This window comes from Vibrio sp. 2304 (assembly GCF_033339475.1).
In the GTDB taxonomy this organism is placed as follows: Bacteria; Pseudomonadota; Gammaproteobacteria; order Enterobacterales; family Vibrionaceae; genus Vibrio; species Vibrio alginolyticus.
In genome coordinates this window covers 119,074-138,693 of the sequence record NZ_JAWOUQ010000003.1, presented here as the reverse complement: position 1 = coordinate 138,693, position 19,620 = coordinate 119,074, and the positions used below count along the sequence as shown (strand labels likewise).

At 44.3% G+C, this 19,620-nt stretch carries 11 protein-coding genes; 9 read left to right on the top strand and 2 right to left on the bottom strand.

Annotated elements, in window-relative coordinates; genetic code table 11:
- Nucleotides 1-522 precede the first annotated feature (522 nt).
- From R7P64_RS07865 to R7P64_RS07855, 3 genes are all read left to right on the top strand, one after another.
- Entirely contained in the window at nucleotides 523-2,274 is a 1,752-nt protein-coding gene (locus R7P64_RS07865) for a hypothetical protein (protein WP_318119100.1), read from the top strand.
- 72 nt (nucleotides 2,275-2,346) lie between these two features.
- Nucleotides 2,347-3,471 carry a hypothetical protein gene (locus R7P64_RS07860; protein WP_005383355.1) on the top strand — a complete coding sequence of 375 codons (1,125 nt, stop codon included), beginning with the start codon at nucleotides 2,347-2,349 and terminating at the stop codon, nucleotides 3,469-3,471.
- Nucleotides 3,468-8,210 (top strand): OmpA family protein, encoded by a 4,743-nt coding sequence (locus R7P64_RS07855; RefSeq protein ID WP_318123349.1) that lies wholly within the window; start codon nucleotides 3,468-3,470, stop codon nucleotides 8,208-8,210. The genes R7P64_RS07860 and R7P64_RS07855 overlap by 4 nt, the downstream gene beginning before the upstream one ends.
- An 80-nt stretch (nucleotides 8,211-8,290) precedes the next feature.
- Here the strand turns inward: R7P64_RS07855 and R7P64_RS07850 are convergent, their stop codons facing one another.
- Both R7P64_RS07850 and tssH read right to left on the bottom strand, forming a co-directional pair.
- Entirely contained in the window at nucleotides 8,291-9,922 is a 1,632-nt protein-coding gene (locus R7P64_RS07850; protein WP_318123347.1) for a sigma-54-dependent Fis family transcriptional regulator, read from the bottom strand.
- A complete protein-coding gene (tssH, locus tag R7P64_RS07845; protein WP_064369684.1) occupies nucleotides 9,909-12,587 on the bottom strand; it encodes a type VI secretion system ATPase TssH in 2,679 nt (892 codons plus the stop codon). Before tssH ends, R7P64_RS07850 begins: the two co-directional genes overlap by 14 nt.
- 456 nt (nucleotides 12,588-13,043) lie before the next feature.
- On the opposite strand from tssH, the gene R7P64_RS07840 reads away from it, so the two are divergent.
- The 6 genes from R7P64_RS07840 (at nucleotide 13,044) to R7P64_RS07815 (ending at nucleotide 19,528) form a co-directional block, all read left to right on the top strand.
- Nucleotides 13,044-13,562 carry an Hcp family type VI secretion system effector gene (locus R7P64_RS07840; protein ID WP_005373415.1) on the top strand — a complete coding sequence of 173 codons (519 nt, stop codon included), beginning with the start codon at nucleotides 13,044-13,046 and terminating at the stop codon, nucleotides 13,560-13,562.
- A 72-nt stretch (nucleotides 13,563-13,634) separates the two neighbouring features.
- Nucleotides 13,635-15,713 (top strand): type VI secretion system tip protein VgrG, encoded by a 2,079-nt coding sequence (tssI, locus tag R7P64_RS07835; protein ID WP_042523523.1) that lies wholly within the window; start codon nucleotides 13,635-13,637, stop codon nucleotides 15,711-15,713.
- Nucleotides 15,714-15,715: 2 nt separating this feature from the next.
- Nucleotides 15,716-16,198, top strand: a complete 483-nt coding sequence (locus tag R7P64_RS07830; RefSeq protein WP_064354671.1) for a hypothetical protein — start codon at nucleotides 15,716-15,718, stop codon at nucleotides 16,196-16,198.
- 94 nt (nucleotides 16,199-16,292) lie between these two features.
- Complete coding sequence (locus R7P64_RS07825; protein WP_318123345.1) at nucleotides 16,293-17,618, top strand: hypothetical protein; 1,326 nt, start codon at nucleotides 16,293-16,295, stop codon at nucleotides 17,616-17,618.
- The gene (locus tag R7P64_RS07820) at nucleotides 17,599-18,591 is read left to right on the top strand and encodes a DUF2169 domain-containing protein (protein WP_005386096.1); all 993 of its coding nucleotides are present in this window, start codon (nucleotides 17,599-17,601) and stop codon (nucleotides 18,589-18,591) included. The genes R7P64_RS07825 and R7P64_RS07820 overlap by 20 nt, the downstream gene beginning before the upstream one ends.
- On the top strand, nucleotides 18,584-19,528 hold the full coding sequence (locus R7P64_RS07815; RefSeq protein WP_318119095.1) for a hypothetical protein: 945 nt from the start codon (nucleotides 18,584-18,586) through the stop codon (nucleotides 19,526-19,528). Before R7P64_RS07820 ends, R7P64_RS07815 begins: the two co-directional genes overlap by 8 nt.
- The last annotated feature ends 92 nt before the right edge of the window (nucleotides 19,529-19,620 follow it).

Genomic DNA, 19,620 nt, shown 5'->3' with positions numbered 1-19,620 from the left:
TCTATACTCTGAGTATAGTGTTCTGCATGAGGTCGATGGGTAATACCTCGCCTCTTTAACTCGCGATGAAGCAAATTTAATCCTAGCAAGCTTCAGAGCAGTTACTTTTGTGAGTGCGTAATGCGCTCACCTTTTTATTTAAACTTCCTCAGTAACAGTCAATTTGTTGTTTGTTGCTGAGGAAGGCACCTCATAAACTTCTGAATTTCCTCGTGCTTACCTGAAGCGCACGTGACTACAATTTTTGTTAACTTCAGTCCATAAATTAAATTTTTTTAGATAGTAAGATTTTACCATTTTGACAGAGTGGGTGATGTTACTGGCTTTTATTGTGGTCAAATCGCATGTTTTGATAGCAAAAATCACCATTTTTTTAGTGTTTTTGATTTCGGGCGATTTTTCTATCTCGTTGAAAATAAATGGCTAAGTAAGTAGGATACGCAGACCAAATCGTACTTGTAAGCCTTATCAGCTTAATTGTCACCGCAGCCATATTTACGATGTTGGTTGTGGAGAATTCAAATGCATTTAGTTTGCAAATTTATACTTAGCTCGAAGCTATCCTCCAACGAGCTATCTTATGTTCTTACACCGGACGAGTGTATAGGACAGCTTTCGCGTTTGCGAAATTCAGATGACATCCTTAGAAACCTCCCTAAAGAATTGGCGCAAAAGATTTCCATCTCTGCCAAAAAAACGACCAGCGCATTGCTAGCTGCGATAAGAATCGAATTGGGGAAAGGCAATTGGGTGTCATTATCTACCGTTGCTCGTCGTTCGCCATTGACGGACTCTCAGCTGCAAAGCTTCCCTAGACTTAAATCACTCGTTGACTTTGTATCAGCTTCGAATGAAAGCAAAGCTTTTAAAGCAGGATACAAGCAGGTTACCGACGATGTTGCTTTAGTTCGTAGTTACACGCATGTCCCCTCTGAGCCAAGCCCAGATCAAAAAATCGTTGTCGAGTTTGCAGGGCAGTGGTCTAGCAACGCGGCATGTTTGATGTTGGGAAAAACCGAAGCTCAAAAAGAAAAAGTGACTGTAGGCAAGGCTGATACAGAAAGCAAACACCGCAGCCTCGCGATATTTAAAGATCTCGAAGCTGAGGGCAAAACGCTCTATATCAAAATCCCTTGCACTGACCAGCCTCAGCCAATTTTGCTTAAACTCGCCGAAGACCTGCAACCCGTTGATAAAGAAACTCAGATGGATGAGTGGGATAACGTGTTAGTGCCAGTGGTTCCGCTGCACTTCCCTGGTAGCGATAAATCAGATGAAGCTGCAGAAGTGTTTAAATCAGGCTACGTGTATGTTGTTTGGAACAATAAAATTTGGCGCGAAGTGGCAATTACGGAAAATGGTTACTTTTCAGATACGGACATTAATAGTGTTCGTGAAGGCTCTAGACCCAAAAGGCACGCCGATATCTATATGACCAATCCTGAAACAGGCGGTGTTTTCGCTTATGAGCCTTTCCAAATCGTGCAGAACGGCAAGGTGGTAAGTGAAGGCTCTTTGAATGGCTCTGGAGAGGCTCGAGTGTTCAACTTAGTTGAGGAAGAAGTTGAGATAGTCATGACAGGCTATGAGCCACAAATCAAAGAAAAGATTGAAACAAATTTGAGCCCTATTAATGCTTCTAGCCCAGTGGAGCGGAGCGCGCAAGGTTACCCTCTCCCGCATATATGGCTTCCTTACAAGATTAAAGGTGAGCCTCAAGAAGTATATTTGGCTTATAACAGTAAACGATTGAGCGAGAGTGAACTATCTGAACTAGAAAGTGATCCCGGAACCAAGGCCATAAAGGTCACTGATCTTAACCATTATAGCAGTGAGAAAAGCTTTAAAATTGGAGACGGTTCTGTTCGCCTGCTCTCAGTATTACCAAGTGCTGCGACCTCAAAACCTGAAAAATACGCAATGTTACGAAGCCAGGTAAATAAAAATGTAGCGGTCGTGTATTTACTTAAATCTGTCGAGATAGTTTTCGAATATCCGGGTTATACGACGCTGGACGAGTCAGATGATTACTTTGAGTTAAGGCAAAGCGATGGTGATTGGTCGCAGCGAGTGTGCTTGCGCCAATGTATAAAAAAAGAGAATGGTTCTAGGTTGATTCGTTTTACTGGTTGGCCTGCAGAGGTTAAAGAAGTGGATCTTCTCCGAGGTTATCAGGGCAATAGTCATCACGGAAGAGATAATAAAACGGTCATTTTTGCTCAAACACCCATTGCGGATTTACTGGCTTATAAGAAAAAAGATCAGACAAGTTAACAAAACAACTTATTCGGGTTGCGTTGTCACACCATTAAACGCGATCGAGAAAGATAACGAAGAGAATATAAGATGAACCTACGTCATACATTATGCTTGATTACCTTAGCGGTCTTATCTGGTTGTAATCAAGAATCAGCCAAGGAACCAGAACAACACGCGCCAAAACCTCAGACGGTTCAAGACCGAATCGCAGAAAAAAATGCTCAACAGTGGGAAGATGGTCGTGTTTATATTACAGAAAACAATTACGTTATTTATGACAAAGAGACTGGTAAACCTAAACACTTTATTTTTAAAGCTAAAGAATGGCCACGTGAAGATCTCACCAATGAAAGCTCTTATGATTTGCCACGTGTAGTGTTTCGTTGGGATAACGCCCGAAATGAAGCGAAAGACCACTATGATCAAAGGGATAAAGTGTGGAGTATCAAAACGGATGGGACGGACTTGCGTCTGGTCGCAGATGAGTTTGTTGGCAAAGTTCGTCTAATGCGTGTCTCTCCAAATAATCGCTACTTGGCTTTGGCCTATTCGGCCTCAGAAGGGATGTTTAAAGTAATTAAAGATCTTAAGACGGGTGAGTATATTGAACTAGGTCGTTCACGTGGCTACCCAGAGTTTCTATGGGCAGAAGACAGCAGCTACCTTTACTACGTAGACAAGTTTAAAGACTGGAAGTACACCTTATCGACAGGCGAAAAACAGCAAGTAGACACAGAGTTTAATGAGTACTCCGTGATTTATGATGGCAAGCGTTATATGGTCGATGAATATGGGGTTGGTGTCTTTGATGAGCGCACGGGAAAGGAGCTTTACTCGATAGTGCCGGATAGTTCACGTTCTGCAGATGAAGCCCGTTTTCGTAAGAAATCAATTAGCCCAACGGGGCGCTATTCTTGGGCCGAAACTAGAACGCACCGTTATCTTATTGATACCCAAAGTAGAACCTTCCAATCAGAAGAAATCGTACCGCGAGCGGTAGGTAAACTGCGCTATTTTGAGATTTTGAGTAAAGATGCGAATTATGCTCGGGATGGAGCGGCACGGGCCATCCTCAGTAAGCTAAAAGAAAATAAAGAATTTGGTTCTTATTTAAAATGGGAGCAAATAGGGACGGGCCATAGTGCCAGTAACTCTTCTCTTTACAACGCCTTTGCCAACAATGGTGATTTTGTTAAAGGGGATGAACTGTGAGCACTCATGATACCAGTAACGCGATACCTTTGTGTGCAAATTACTATTTGTTTGGTGCTTATTTTCCTGCTACTCAGGAGGGTAGAAAAAACGTCTATCCAACTTGGCACGAAGAGCCTAGCTTGCTTAAAAATAAAGACGTGACTAATCTTCGCCCTTTAGCAAAAGTGCCGATGCTTAACGTAACCGATGGCGATAGCCCTAAGCTTTGGGCTACCGACCATAAATTTAAGTTATGTTCACTGGGTAACGGAAAGCCCGATCAATATGGGGCTTTTGAGGTCCTGACACCAGAGCACACAATTCATGCTTTAGGTAGGGACCTACCCAAAGAGGGTGAGCAAACCTTCACTTTCCGCTTTCCGCCCTTGCCTTTAATAGCTTCACTTTCTGAGTTAAACCCCAAAGAGTTAGCTACAAAAGTTGCAGATTTGAGTAGCCAGTTGGAAAACAGCGAAGCAAAACTCACCTTGACAGAGGTCAGCATTGAACAATTGGCTAAGCCTTACGAACCAGCTGCGAACGGGGGGCTCAGCGAAGAACAGGCAGAATATAACAAGTGGTATGAAGATGTAAGTGAATCGGGAGAGACACTAAAAGGCTTCGTTTTACCTGTTGTGGCGAGTTGCGCTGTGGTTTTTTCTGATCAAGGCTATGAAAGTGCGACGGTTACTTTGCAAAAATTTGACTCAACCAAAGAAGGTGGGGAATACAAAACGATAGGCTCTTCAGTACAAGCGTCATTACCTGAAGATGAGCATTCAGAAGAAAATGCTAAGCAATATCCATGCGCGATGTTTCACGTTGATCCTGCTGATTTTAAAGAAGGCTTATACAGTATCCGTGTCGAATTTATTCCAAGCCAGATGAAAAATGGTGTTCCACAGTTCATTAAAGACGCTCATATTCAGCAATTTTCTGAAGGCTTAGATACAGTCTACACTTACGAGCTACGTGAACAGATTACCTTTTCTTCAAGCACTCCGTTAGGGAAATTTGCCATTGTCAGTGGCGATATGATCTCCCTTGAGGAATCCTTGATTTATCAATACCCTCAGTACTTTGGAAATATGAAACATTACCTTCACGGTAATGTACAAGGTGTAACAGCCAATACGCCAGCTTCAAGGAGTATTGCGTTACTCAAGAATATCCGAGATGTGTCTGCTCAGCTAGGAGCAGGGCTGCTGAGCGGTAGCTTGCAAGACACTTTAGACCGTGATGGCCGCCAAGCGGTGTTTAATAACGTCTCGAAACTGTATTGGGATGCAGTTAAGTCCGAGATGCCGCCTGCGATGAAAGCGGCAGGCGAATTGTATTACGGTATTTACAGTACGAAAGAAGCGCTTGATAAGTTGCAGGAACTCCACACTCCAGCTATCGCGGGTGTTGGTTGGAAGGCGCTATTTCACGATAAGGTTTTTAACACCAATGAAGCTCGGTCAAGCGCACTAGCACTTTCTTTAGAATCACGTCTGGGTAACCGACGTGTGGTTGCCGGGCGAGTTGCGGAAGCTTGGCTTTCTGGTGGTAAAACCGTTGGTTTTAATGGCTTCGGAACGGGATTGACAGCACTTAGTTTGTATAAAAAAGCTAAACAGCTGGTTAATCAAAATAAAAAGGTTGATAAAGCAGAGCAAGGAACAGAAGAAGTTACAAAAGACTACCTTGCTCAAATTCCAGTTTGGAAGACAGCTAACCATATCCAAGAAGAAAAACTAGAACAGGCTTTAAAAGATGCGCGTGATCAATCTGGCAATCAGATTGACGCCATTCTCGTAAATAGCTCTAGAGGCGCAGGAATAAAAATAGAATTTGCCTTTAACTCGCGTGAAAAAGAGTTAAAGGATCATGCACCTATATTTAAACAGCTTGCTGCTTCTCTTGCCAACGTTTTAGAGAATGAGCCAAACCTTAGAGTAGAGATAGAAGGGCATGCTTGCCAAGTCGGTACCGAGAAAGCAAATATGCAGGTCTCGGCAGAGCGCGCAGAATATGCGAAAAAACTGCTCATGAAGGAGTTCCCTGTTTTTGAAGGTCGTGTTTCGGTAGCCGCTTTTGGTGAAAGTAAACCTGTCTATGTTCCCAAACAAGGTGAAAAAGTCGACCGCAACAACCCTAATCTAAGACAAAACCGTCGGGTTGTAATCCGTATTTACCTGCAATCCCTGAACATATTCTTTCATCCCAGTCGCTATGGCTCGCATGCAATGGAACGCTCTAGGCTTGCTCTAGAAGCTGAGATGGTTGCGCAAGATAAAGCAGAAGTCGCACTGCGAATGGCGATTTTTGACAGTGTCGTTGACGTCGCTTCCTATATTCCTGCTATAGCTCCTGCGGCAAGAGGGTTTATGCTTGCCATAGAGGGGTCAAAGACAGCAATATCTGCGGTGAAAGTGATTGATAGTTTAATGTTGGACTCCTTCCTAGAAGAGTTAAAGCAAAGCCATGAAGTTGTCAGTGAGCTTGAAAGGCTGGCAAAAATACATATCGAGTTACTTAACGATTTGCGACGCAGTAAGGTAGATGTAGGTATTGAATGTAGGTCTTATCAGGAACTCATTACTCACCTTGAGAGCGAAGAAGTTCGTAAGGAGGTGTTAAAACGCTACCAACTACGAGCGCTTGCTATTAATGGCTTAGTGTTATTACTCGCTGACCTAGGATCTCAAACCAAACGGAATTCTAACATCTCGTTTAGGTTTTTGGTTGAGCGTTACAAGGTGAAGGAATACATTGAGAACTACATTTTGAGCGATGATTGGTCTGTACATACGATCAAAGGAAACACCTTAGCGGCTAACTGGAAGAACCGTTGTGATAACGAGTACTACACCGAATTATCGACAAAGATGCCACAAGGTGCGCAGCATTGGCCTGCTCCAATAACAACTAATAGCAAAGTTTCTCATCTCTCTATAACCGAAAACAGGGATAGCTTTAAAGCGTCAGGTTCATTTAATCAAATCTTCCCGATACAAACCATGTTGTTTGAACACCCAAATGAAACGATGTTTGATAACTTTACCGAGTCATTTAACCTGCAAGGAAGTGAGTTAAAGAAAGATGAAATCGGCTATTGTCGAATACTAGTTCAGTCAGCTCGCTATGCTGAAAGTGATGAACCGGAATGGATGTCATATGATAGTTGGATTCAGCAATCTAGCAGCAGTCGCCTAGGTCCATACGATAAAGTGAAAGTGCAGTTGATACTTAAAAAAGAACACAAGTATGCGAAGCCAGTTACTATTGGCTATGATCGCGTCGACGGGCTCGAAAATATTAAAGGTCCAGCTTTCAGTGACTGGATGCTGCCAATGAAGGTTAGTGACTTCAAAGCAGATCCTGATGGGCGAATAAGTGCTTTTTACAAGCAACAGGGGATTGATGACGGCGCTACGTTGATTGCTATTGAGCATATTCCCTCATTCCGCTTCGGTGATGTGATGATCGACGGTATGAAACCAATGACCTCTAAAGCAAAGCTAATGTTCTCTGATGCAATGTTCAGTATGGCAGTTTCCGGAGCAGCGATATCGGGTCAGCCAAGCGACTATTTTGCAGAAGCGGATTCCTTTAAGCGCTATGTAAAAGGCGGAGGCTTCCAAAATATGCGTTACTGCTTGGGAATTAGAACGAATCAAGGGCAACATAGTTTTTACTTACCACAAGAGTACAGTCTGGGGCAGAAGTTTGATGATGCTGAAGATGAGTTGCAGATTGGCGCTTTAAGTACAGAAACTAGACTGGTTTTGCTTGATACCTACTTGGGAGAGCAGCAACTGCGTCTACGTGAACAGGACCTTATGGTAGAGAGCTTTACCTTAATGGCAGGTGAGGGAGACAAAAATACCATCCCTATACTTCATGGCATTAAACAGCAATTGGTGGCTATAGACACCAAAGCGTCTGGTTTGAACTTTTTCAGTGAAAGAAAGTGGTACCAATCGGCTGATAATATCTGGCGTGATGGTTTCTCATGGGGAAACAAAAAGAAAGACGATCCTGCCAGTATTTATGTACTGATTTTGGGTGAGAGTCATGAAAAAGCACTTTATGAACGTTTGGGTATGCCGTGGGAAGCAGTGAATATGTGTATTCAACTGGCGCTCGACGGAAATGATGGCAAGCCAGTTAAAGGTCCTCTTTACTTCACCGATATGTACCATATTGGTGAGTTTGCCTATAAAAACGAAGAATGGATGTTTACTGAATCTATTTCAGAAAACCATCGAGAACAAGTTGATGCCATGAGTGAGTTTATAGGTGAAGCTGTAGGTAGTCTCACTAAAGAGAATGAACTATCTAAGAGCAAAAACTATACGATGTACTGCATGAGGTTTAACTTGGAATATGTTGCACCAACGGGAGTTAGGTTAAAAGGCCTAAGACCGTTTGGTGGTGTAATTGGTGGTAAAGCGAACTTGGAGCTTTCGGTTGCTCATCTAAAACAAGTCGGATTAAATGGAGTTGATGACTATGATATTGGTCGTGATGCTGTAATTTCTATTCCTTCTTTAAATGCGGATAGTGCTTTGGCTGGTAATTTCTTTAGTGATATGCCTTGGTTAATTGAGAAAGAGTCGACAGAGGAAGGCGTAGACAAGTCTGCGGCTGAAACTTGGAAGCAGTATAACGAATCTCAACGCAAGAAATGGCTGAAAGATTGGATTGAGAAACAACCTGCGGTAACTCAAGCACCCAAGCCCTTGGAAAAGTCACTTGATAACCCTTCCTAGATGCAAAAAAAACCGCCTTCGGGCGGTTTTTCTTTTCTTATGACTTCATACTGAATTTAGAATTTTCTTTTTAAGCCCCATCAACCCGCTGCAGAAATATCGTATTTCTTCATCTTATGGTTGAGAGTGCTCATTGGAAGTGCCAATTGCTCGGCGGCCTTCTTGGTGTGCCAATTGCAGGCATTTAAGCAATCGATGATTACTGTACGCTCGTATTGGCTGACAACGTCCTTAAGGCTCTTTGAAACGTCTTCTAAATCTGCTTGTGCTTGCTGCTCGTAAGCAGGTTGCTCTGGGGTAGGTGAAGCTGCTTTCATGTCGATACTTGGTACATCTTCTGGGATTTGTTCGCCAAACTCAATGTGAGTAATGGTTTCAAAATCGGACAGTAGCACCGAGCGCTCAATGATGTTCTTAAGCTCACGCACGTTCCCTGGGTATTGGTAGGCAAGGAGCTGTTTACGTACGTTGGCACTTAACCCTGGCGCTTGCGGCAGACCTAGCGTGTTGGTTGTGTGTTGCACGAAATGTTCGGCAAGGGGAATAATATCCGACTTGCGTGCTCTCAATGGTGGTAATGTAATAGGGAACACATTCAAACGATAGAACAAATCGGCACGGAATCCGCCATCTTTGATTTGCTGCATAAGATTACAGTGGGTTGCGGCGATAACGCGAACGTCCACTTCAATCTCTTTGCTAGTGCCGATTGGGCGAACTTTACGCTCTTGCAGTACACGCAGTAACTTGGCTTGTAGTAGCATTGGCATATCGCCAATCTCATCCAGGAATAGCGTGCCGCCGTTGGCTGCTTCAAACAGGCCGACTTTGTCTTTGTCCGCGCCAGTGAATGAGCCTTTTTTATGGCCAAAGAGTTCCGACTCTAATAACTGCTCTGGGATTGCGGCACAGTTCTGTACGATCAAAGGCTGTTCTGAACGGTTAGAGTTTTCGTGAATGTATTTCGCGATCACTTCTTTACCGGCTCCCGTTTCACCACGCAATAGAACGTCGACAGGGAGAGATAACACCTTATCAAGACGATTCAAAACATTGAGCATTTCTTCGCTCTCTGCAATAGGACCCTGATAGGTTTTTTGGGTACGCTTTTTGAGTTGAGTGTTCTCACGCATTAGGGCGTGATTGTCTGCATTGAGATTTTTAATCACTTGCCCGTATTGCTCTAACCACACAGCTTGGCGAATATTACTCGCGGCCATACGACAAAACTCAGTCAATGCAGTTTCATTGTCGATAACACTTAAATCGAGTAAGACTAACAGCCCAATGGTTTTGCTTTCGCTATCAATCAAAGGCCAAGCCAGTAAGTTCTCGCTTTTTAATCCCAGTGTCTGCTCAGTTTGATAGATGCTTTCGCAGTCATAGCCGTTGTACTTATACAACTCGTTAATCAACACCACTTCACCATTACGAATGGCAAAGTTAAATGGATCGTTCTCACTGGCTGAGTCTAACTGTAATGCATCCCAAGGATGGGAAACGATAGTTTTATCGTTATGGTGAGCGGTACTTGGAATCAACGCCTGCCCAGTCTGGTCCAAAACATAAATGATGCCGTGCTTTGCGAGGGTCATTTGTCTCGCAGCGGTCAACACGGCATCCAAGGTTTGGGTAAGCTGGCTGCGATCAGCCAAAGACTGACTGATCGCAAGTAGGGCGTTACTAAGTTCGCTATGGTTAGCTGAACGCATAGGTTAGTGTTCCTTGCTCATCGACAGACACTTCGATTTGCGTATGTGAATCATCCTTGTCATGCACTAATAGCTGAGTCGATAGTTGCGGCAGCAACTGACGGTTGATGACCGCGTCGATGTTACGCGCGCCCGTTTCAGCAAGGCGACAGTTACCTAGTACGAACTCAACCAAGCTGTCTTCGTAGCTTAGCGACAACTTGTGATGGCTCTGTAGACGCTGAGAAACTTTGTTCAGCTTGTGGTGAATAATTTCTGTCATTGCTTCATCAGACAGCGGAACAAATGGTAGTACTGACATACGTGCCAACAGCGCCGGCTTGAAGTGTTGGTTCAAAGTAGGGCGAATAGCTTCTGCGATGATGTTCGCATCGATGTCTTTGGATTGATGAACCAAAGATTCAATCTCGTGCGTCGCAAGGTTACTGGTCATGATGATCAGCGTGTTCTTGAAGTCGATTGTGCGGCCTTCGCCGTCGTTCAGCGTGCCTTTGTCGAACACTTGGTAGAACAGGTTCAACACTTCAGGGTCGGCTTTTTCCACTTCATCAAGAAGAACAACAGAATATGGACGTTGACGAACCGCTTCTGTCAGCATGCCGCCTTCACCGTAACCTACGTAACCCGGAGGTGAACCAATTAGGCGTGATACCGTGTGCTTCTCTTGGAACTCAGACATGTTAATGGTCGTCATAAAGCGCTCACCACCAAACATTTGATCAGCGATCGCACGAGCCGTTTCGGTTTTACCCACACCACTTGGGCCAACCAGCAGGAATACGCCTGTTGGTGCGTCTGGGTTACCTAGACCAGCTTTCGCAGTTTGAATGCCTTCAGACAGTGCATCGATAGCGTATTCTTGGCCTTTGATGCTTTGTGTTAGGCTGTCTTTCAGTTTTAGCGTGGTTTCTGCTTCGTCTTGAAGCATCTTACCCATTGGAATACCAGTCCAGTCCGAGATCACATGGCTGACTTCATCTGGGCCCACTTCAAAGTGAACCAGTGGGTTGCCATTGCGGATTACATCTAGCTGTTCTTGGCAGCCCGAAATTGCAATGCGAACGGCTTCTTCATCCATTTCTGCATATGGAGAAACGTCTTGCTCTTGTTCTGAATCTTCGTCTGCAACAAGCTCTTCTTCGTTTGTTTCGCCAAAGACCAGTTCATGTAAGCGAGAGCGTAGAGCAATCATCTCTTGGATCTGCTCTTTTTCTTTGTGCCATTGCGCTTCTTGTTCTGCTAGCTCTTCTTTCGTTGTTTCCATTGCCAGTTTTAGGTCTGGAATGTTAGCAAGGCTGTGCTTGTCGCCAGTTTGCTGCAGAGCATCACGCTCAAGTGCTTCAAGCTCGCGCTGTTGAGCTGCAAGTTCTTGCTGCAGAGTCTCAACAGAAGCAGGAATGGCATTAAGGCTGATGTTCACTCGTGCACACGCCGTATCTAGTACATCGATCGCTTTGTCTGGCAGTTGACGGCCAGAGATGTAACGAGCAGAAAGTGCTGCCGCAGCAGTGATAGCATCGTCACGCACGTAAACGTTATGTGACTTCTCGTATGCTGGGCGCAGACCACGAATGATCAATGCTGCTTGCTCAGGAGACGGTTCGTCGAGTTTCACCAATTGGAAACGACGCGCAAGAGCAGGATCTTTCTCGAAGTACTTCTTGTATTCCGACCATGTTGTCGCAGCGATGGTTTTCACTTCACCACGCGCTAGGGCTGGTTTTAGCAAGTTTGCCGCGTCGCTGCCGCCCGCTTGGTTACCACCGCCAACAAGGGTGTGTGCTTCATCGATGAAAAGAATGATAGGGGTTGGCGAGTTTTTCACTTCATCCAATACTGCGTTTAGGCGTTTTTCGAATTCGCCTTTTACGCTTGCACCAGCTTGCAGAAGACCCATGTCCAGGCCGTAAAGCTCAACACCTTTGAGGTTGTCTGGTACGTCACCTTGTACAATCTTAAGTGCCAAGCCTTCTACTACTGCGGTTTTACCAACGCCCGGTTCACCAACAGCAATAGGGTTGTTTTTACGGCGACGAGCAAGAATGTCCACGATTTGGCGGATTTCTTGGTCGCGGCAGAAAACAGGGTCGATTTCGCCTTTGCGTGCTTTACCAGTGAAGTCGGTTGTGAACTTGCTCAGTGCTGAACCATCTTCACGAGCTTGTGTTTTTTCTGAAGTAGCAACTTGCGCCTCAATAGAGTGGCTTGTTAGCTCTGCAAAGTTACGCTTAAGGCTGTCAGGGTTTACCGCTTCAAGGATAGAGGCGTAACCATGTTGGCCGTAACGGAGAGGGTTGCTAACAAGAGTAAGGAGCAGGGCACCAGAGCGGATTTGTGTTTCGGATAGATCTAAAGAAGAAACCAGCCAACTTTCTTGCAACCATTCGATTAATAAAGCAGAAAAAACAGGTTTGCTGCCATTTCCTTTGGCGTTGGTGTCGAGTGTGGATCGAACCGATTGTCTTAATAAGTTCTCAGAACAATCAAAATGACTCAATAAGACGTCAAAATCACTATTTGGCCTTTCTAATAGACTCAGTAAATAATGCTCAATTTGAACTTCGTTTGCTTTTTCAGAGACTGCAAGTGCAGCGGCGTCTTCTAATGCTACTTTTGCAATCGGGTGTAGACGCTGAATTAATGAAGAAAGGTTTATATTTATCATAGCCATTTTATTCTTTAGAGGAAAAGAGGTAGCGGCTATTATACTAAAAGTAATTGCGCTCTTTTTTTATCAAGATATTTTGACTATCGTTTGTTGGTTATTTTTAATGATTATTGTGACATTAATGTTTGTGGTTATTTTAATGGCGTTGTTATTCTAAATTAATTGATAGTAAAAGTGTCGGATTTATTAGTTTTAATGACTTTATTTACACGGTTTTATATGGTTATTTTCACTTTTTAAAGTTAGAACAATTTATTATTATCTTAATCCAACTTTTTGGTTTTTTATCCAATAAATTGTACTCAATATATTAGTGAACAATGCCTGGTATTACTTAAATTGTTGTTTTTGTTTGATTTTTAAAGTTGGCACGGACTTTGATTATACCAACTAGTCGCGGTGATAAGCGATTTGGTGATTTAAAAAAAACAGATTTTAGAAAAGGAAATAGCGATGCCAACTCCAGCATATATGTCTATCCAAGGTGAGACTCAAGGCCATATTACTAAAGATACTTACTCTGCAGATTCAGTAGGTAACACATGGCAAGAAGCTCACGTTGATGAGTTCCTAGTACAAGAACTTGATCACGTGCTAACAGTTCCACGTGATCCACAAAGTGGTCAGCCAACTGGTCAACGTGTACACCGTCCACTTGTTGTAACTAAAGTTCAAGATCGCTCATCTCCACTACTATTCAACGCACTAGTATCTGGCGAAAAACTTCCTGAGTGTGTGATCCGCTTCTACCGCACTTCAGTTCAAGGTAAACAAGAGCACTACTACTCAATCAAATTGATTGATGCGCTACTTGTCGATATCCAAACTCGTATGAACCACTGTCAAGACGCAGCAACAGCTGACCGCGTGACAGAAGAAGTGCTTAAGTTCACTTACCGTGCGATCGAAGTAACTCACGAAAACTGTGGTACTGCGGGTAACGACGACTGGCGTGCTCCACGCGAAGCTTAATTGCTCGTCGCGTAAAGATTCAGGGCCAACGATTGTTGGCCCTAATTCGATTATTTGTATCAGGTAAAAGATATGGTGAATGACGTAGAATTTAAATTTGAAGTGCCTGGATGTGGGCATGAATTTCGGGTCGAGAGCTTTCATGTTCATGAAGAGTTATCTAAGCCTTTCCACATCAATCTCTCATTACTTTCACTTGATCCAGATATCTCGTTCGATGAGTTAATACGTAAAGCAGGAACATTGACACTTTACGGACAAGGTGTTGGGGCTGCGCGTGTGTTCAACGGCGTGGTGAATGAAGTGCGTTACTTAGGAACTGGACGTCGTTTTTCTCGTTATCAATTAGTCTTGGTTCCTCAAGCTTGGTTCTTATCTCAGCGCCAAGATTGTCGTATTTTCCAGCAAAAGTCAGCGCAAGACATCATCACAGAAGTACTCGATGATGGGGCAGTCACCGATTACCGATTTGAAGTGTCGGGTACTTATCCTCCAAAAGAATACGTTCTGCAATACCGTGAGTCTGACTTGCACTTCGTGCAGCGTATGATGGCTGAACACGGTATGTGGTATTACTTTGACCATAGCGATTCAAATCATACGATGGTCATTGTCGACAGTAATGACGCGATTGCACCTTTGATAAGCTCGCCACTAAATGCTTCTTACATTGGGCCGATTGTTTATCATGCCGATGGTGGCGGTGTTGCCGATCGCGAACATATCTCTGATCTCGAGTTAGTTAACCGCGTTAGAACAGGACAGGTTACGTACACAGATTACAACTACGAACACCCTAAAATTCCACAAGAGATGACACAGGCTGGCGAGCTAGACCAAGATCTCAAGCAGTTTGATTATCCTGGACGATACGTTGACCCGCTGATGGGTCAGGTGAGAACCACGGAGTGGATGTCGGAACACATAGTCGATAATCAACAAGTGGAAGCAACGAGTGACGTAATGCGCTTAGCATCTGGTTACAGCTTTAACGTCAGTGACCACCCGCGTTCTGAGATTAACCGCGATTACCTTATGTTGTCTGTAATGCACACAGGTCAAGATCCGCAAGTGCATGAAGATGAAGCGAGTGGTATGCCAACCACTTACTACAACCAGTTCTCGTGTATTCCACGTGATGTGGTGTTTAAAGCGCCTAAACTAGCAGCACCAGTGGTTGATGGCCCTCAAACGGCGGTTGTTGTAGGACCAGAAGGTGAAGAGATTTACACCGACAAGCTTGGTCGAGTGAAAGTACAGTTCCATTGGGATCGCTACGGTGATAACAACGAACATTCAAGCTGTTGGATTCGTGTAAGCCAATCCATGGCGGCGCCAACATGGGGCGCAGTTTATTTGCCGCGTATTGGCCATGAAGTCGTAGTGACTTTCCTTGAGGGGGATCCAGATCGTCCGTTAGTTACGGGCGCAGTTTACAACGGTTTGCATTTCCCACCGTACTCTTTGCCAGAAAACAAAACTCGTACCACGTTCCGCACGCAAACGCACAAAGGAACAGGTTACAACGAGTTGAGTTTTGAAGACGAAGCGAACCAAGAAGAAGTCTATATTCACGCTCAAAAAGACATGTCGACCAAGGTGCTCAACAACCGTTACCGTGATATCGGTCAAGATGAATTCTTGAAGGTTGCACGTCACCAAACGAATGAAGTTCATGGTGACCATAAAGAAACCATTCATGGACATAAAACGACACAAGTAAACAGTACGTTTACCGAGACAGTCGAGCAAGACGTTACCGTCACATACAACGCGAACGAAGCCCAGTATGTGAAAAACAATTCTGACTTAGAAATTGGTGATAACCGTACGACTAAGATCGGTAAAAATGATGACTTAGATATTGGCGAAAACAGTAACCTTACTATCGGTGCGTCTAAGAGTTCAGATATTGGTGCGGATGATAACCAGACGATTGGTGGCAACTTAACGGTATCAGTGAAAGGGAACACCGCTTATAAAGCCGATGGTGCAACGCAAATTATCAGTGGCGACAAGATTGTATTGAAAACGGGTGGTTCCTCTTTAGTGATGAACAGTGATGGTTCAATAAAGTTATCAGGCTCGGCTATTACGATCGAAGGCAGTGACAAAGTCGTCGTGAAAGGTGGCAACGTAGTGGTTAACTAACAATGGAAAAACAACCTCTTACAACAGAAGTAATATCAGAGCAGCAAGCCGAATCAACGGCTTGCTTTTCGCGTTTTGGAAGAATAGTGGCTATCAATGAGTCTACGGGCAGTGTGCGAGTTGATTTTGATGGTAACCCATTTAAGCAGCCACTCACTGCGAGACTAGGACGTGGCTTTCGTCGTTCTGAGCTGCAAATAGCTATCGATAATCGATTAAGTTGTCGAGTTGAATTTTTGAACGACGACTTAAGCTTGCCTCTTGTGACGGACATTTTCTTCTCCATTCTGGATGACTCTGACGAGTTTGTATTGCGAGCGAAGAAGATGGTTATCGAGACAGAACAAGAGTTGGTAGTCAAAAGTGGTGAGACAGAAACTCGCTATAGCGGGCGCGATGGACGAATTACCACTAAAGCGAAGTACGTCACCTCTCAAGCAGAAAAAGCACAAAAAATTCAAGGCGGAACGATCGCAATTAACTAATTACCTAGCATTAGCTAATTTACGTCGAGTTAGCTAATTACTTTGTATTAACTAATTGCAATCGCGTTATGGCACGCTAATAACGGATAACTAGATGCGACAAAGAATCGGTGTCGAGCACCTAAAGGCACCCATAACCAATCAAGAAGTCGAAGGCGCGTTAGCAAAAGCTGAGCGCGCTGTGAACGACCTTTCCCAATTGCCAGTAACATGGCTGGATTTCTGTAATGAAAAGCTGTCCATTGCTTCTGAAAGTATCGGTTTTTTAATCAGGCAGCGAGTTCAAATTCACAAAAGGGGTTATCCAAGTCGTGAGTTGGCGTATCTCAAGCTGATTGAACGCCAAATTGAAGAACTGAAGCAGGTGTACTTGTCGTTTTATCGGTTAGCACCGGGGTTGATTCATCAGTTAAGAGGCCAGGAGCCAGAAATCTACAGCTGGCTGATGCTACAAGGCGAGTTGGGCTCAGCGTTGGATAACCTTTTGTGCGGCTTGAGTTTACTCGAAGATATTGACGCTAAAACCGCAATGGTCATTGCCGTACAATCTCCGGTTGAATCTATGGATAGCACGCTTTCGGAGCTTATTGAGGGTAATGCGACATCCAGTGCGTTTTACTTTGAATGCTTACGTGTACGTCAAACATTAAGTGTTTCTCTCATCAAGCGCTGGCACAAAGCCAGCATCATTAGCTCTCATGTTGCTTTGCCACTGCTCGCTTTACAAGACGTGAAAGAGGGGATTGATTGGCTCAATGACAATGCAGGCAGCGAACAATATCTATTTGAACGTTTGATTACCAAACGTGACAGAGGCACTTGGCTCCGTCAGTGCTTTGGCATCGAACCAAATGGATTACCATCAGCGCAAGTGCTCACTTACGCCAAGTTACTTGAGTTAAAAGAGTTTGAGGCGTTTGATATCTCTTCTTCATTAGCACCTGTTGATTTTGCGCTGGGTGGTGATTGGAAACTGGTACCCCAAATCATCGAGCACTTGGAAAGTCTGGAGGAAGGTGAAGCTGAGGGTGAAATTTGGCTTCAAGCCTTGTATGTCGTCTACGGAAAGCTTCTTCCTCTGAATCCGCAAGATGTTGGTGTCGAGTATGAATGGGAAGAGATTGTCGATCTGCTCAATGAGTGGGTGGAAGATGAAAAATATATCCAAAATCTACCAAGCCGCTTGGGTTACGCATTGAGCTTCGAGTCTACGTTAGCTGCGATGCAAGATTCTAACGTTGATGTGCTGTTCCGCGACTGGCTATGGCGCCAAATCTGCATTCAATCCAGAGCCTACGTGCCTTGGGATATGGCGATGCCGATACATCAGCAAGACTGGAACTTCAACAATTTAAAGGCCGCACCTTCTGCGAGCGAACGATTCAACTTAAGGAATAGCAATGCAGTTATGGGATATTGAAGCGCACCCTGAGCTATCACTTAAAGGTCGTTTTCAACGTGACGAAAACGGCGATGAAGTGTGGGTTGTGGTCGCTAAACGTACTTGGCAATTCGATGGTGTGGTTTGGCACGAATTAGGTGAAAGTGAAATCTTCGATGATCCCCAATATTTGGGCGAAGAAGGTTTCTCTGCGATGAAAGTTGACCACGAGTTCGCGTATACCAAAGACAACACAGATGTACTTGTTTACGGCAAAGCGCGCAGCTACGCGAAAAAGCCAGTGACATACCAAGAGTGTCGTGTGCTGATTGATGGTCATATCGATAAGACTCTCGCTATTCACGGGGAACGCGTATGGGTTGAGCATGCTGGCAGTATCACGCTGAGCAATCCGGTCCCATTTATTGAAAAAGACATTGATTACACTTGCGCGGTAGGCGGTGATTTACGTAACCGAATAGGTGGTGGGGTTGCCGACTCCAACAAAGAATTGCTTGAACAGAAAGTACCCTCGATTTTTTATCCCCGAGAGGACTGGAGTGCCGCCGCGAAAAAACTACGCGTTGCGGGGTTCGGGCCAGTGCCTCCGTTCTTTGAGTCGCGCCAGAAGCTGGCCGGCACGTTCGATGACGATTGGATTGAGAATCGCAAGCCAATGTTGCCACTCGATTTTGATAAGCGGTTCTTCCAAAGCGCGCCTATTGATCAACAGTGCAAAGGCTTCCTTCGTGGGGGGGAGCGTTTGATGATGAGTGGCTTTTGTCATGATGACACGCTTTCATTTCGAATTCCTAAAGAAAAATACCGTGCGATCGCGACGTTCAAAGATCAAAGTTATCAAGCTGATATGGCGATGTACACCTTATTCGTTGATGCGGAAAAGAAAACTATATCAATCAGTTACACCGCTGCGTTTCCTTGTCAGGGCAAGGAGCATTTGTTGGTGTCGACATCCATCACTAAGTTGGAAGAGGTAAGCGAGCATGCATAATTCAACAGGCCGTTACGTGCTAGGGATGGAAGTGATGACGCCAACCGGTATGAATTTAGATATTGCTAGTGCAGTTTCGTATGCTGACTTAGGAAGATTCGACCAATGTGTAGGGGATGATGGTATCGAGCGTTTTACTTACGCCAAAATCGAATACACCAAAGAAAGTGAGCAGTTTGAGAAAACGTGTGAGTTAATCACCCACTTGCTTAATTCATTGTTAGCACAGTTACCACGTTCATTGAGACCAATACCTTTGCTTATAGCGGTGCCTGCGTCTGTTTCACTAGTAAAGGTGCAAGAATGGCTTGGTGAAAGTAACTATGCTGAATTTCTCTCTGTGGTGAATGCTGTTCATGCCAGTGGGCCTAGTTTCGTTCTCCAGGCCATGAAATCATTGGATAAATATGATGCTATGATGTGTATCAGTGTCGATTCCTTGGTGAGTTCGATGCAAACACTCATCGACGATGCGATGGTAATGAGTACCAATAATCCATGGGGCGTTATTCCGAGTGAGGGTGGGGCGGGTTTAATTCTTTGTCGAAGAAATACCGTAGAAACATTGAAACTTAAGCCTCAAGCGCAGCTTGGCTACATTGATACGGAATTAAACACTTCAGACCGAAGAGGCATGTTTCGACTTGTTCAACGTGCGAGTAAAAAGCTCGATTTATTTGGTGAAGTGTATTCCGATATGACGAACCTGCGCATGCATTCGGAAGATTACGGTTTTGCTCTGGGGGCTAAAGCAGAACGATTCACGAACCCAGAACAACCGCAGCTTATCAATGAGTTGTGGGGCACAATGGGCAGTTGTTCTTCTCTCGCTTTAATTGCCTTTGCGGTCAGAGAGCACCACTTTAAGCAACCAACTACGTTGTTAATGTTCGACTTTCATGGTGACAAAGGAGTTCTCCAATTACTGCAATGTTAGTGGGCACTCATCGATCAAATGGCAATGAAAATATACTCATATTATTAGGTTGAAGTTTGTAACACGAAAAAGCGTATAACTCATGCAGTGAA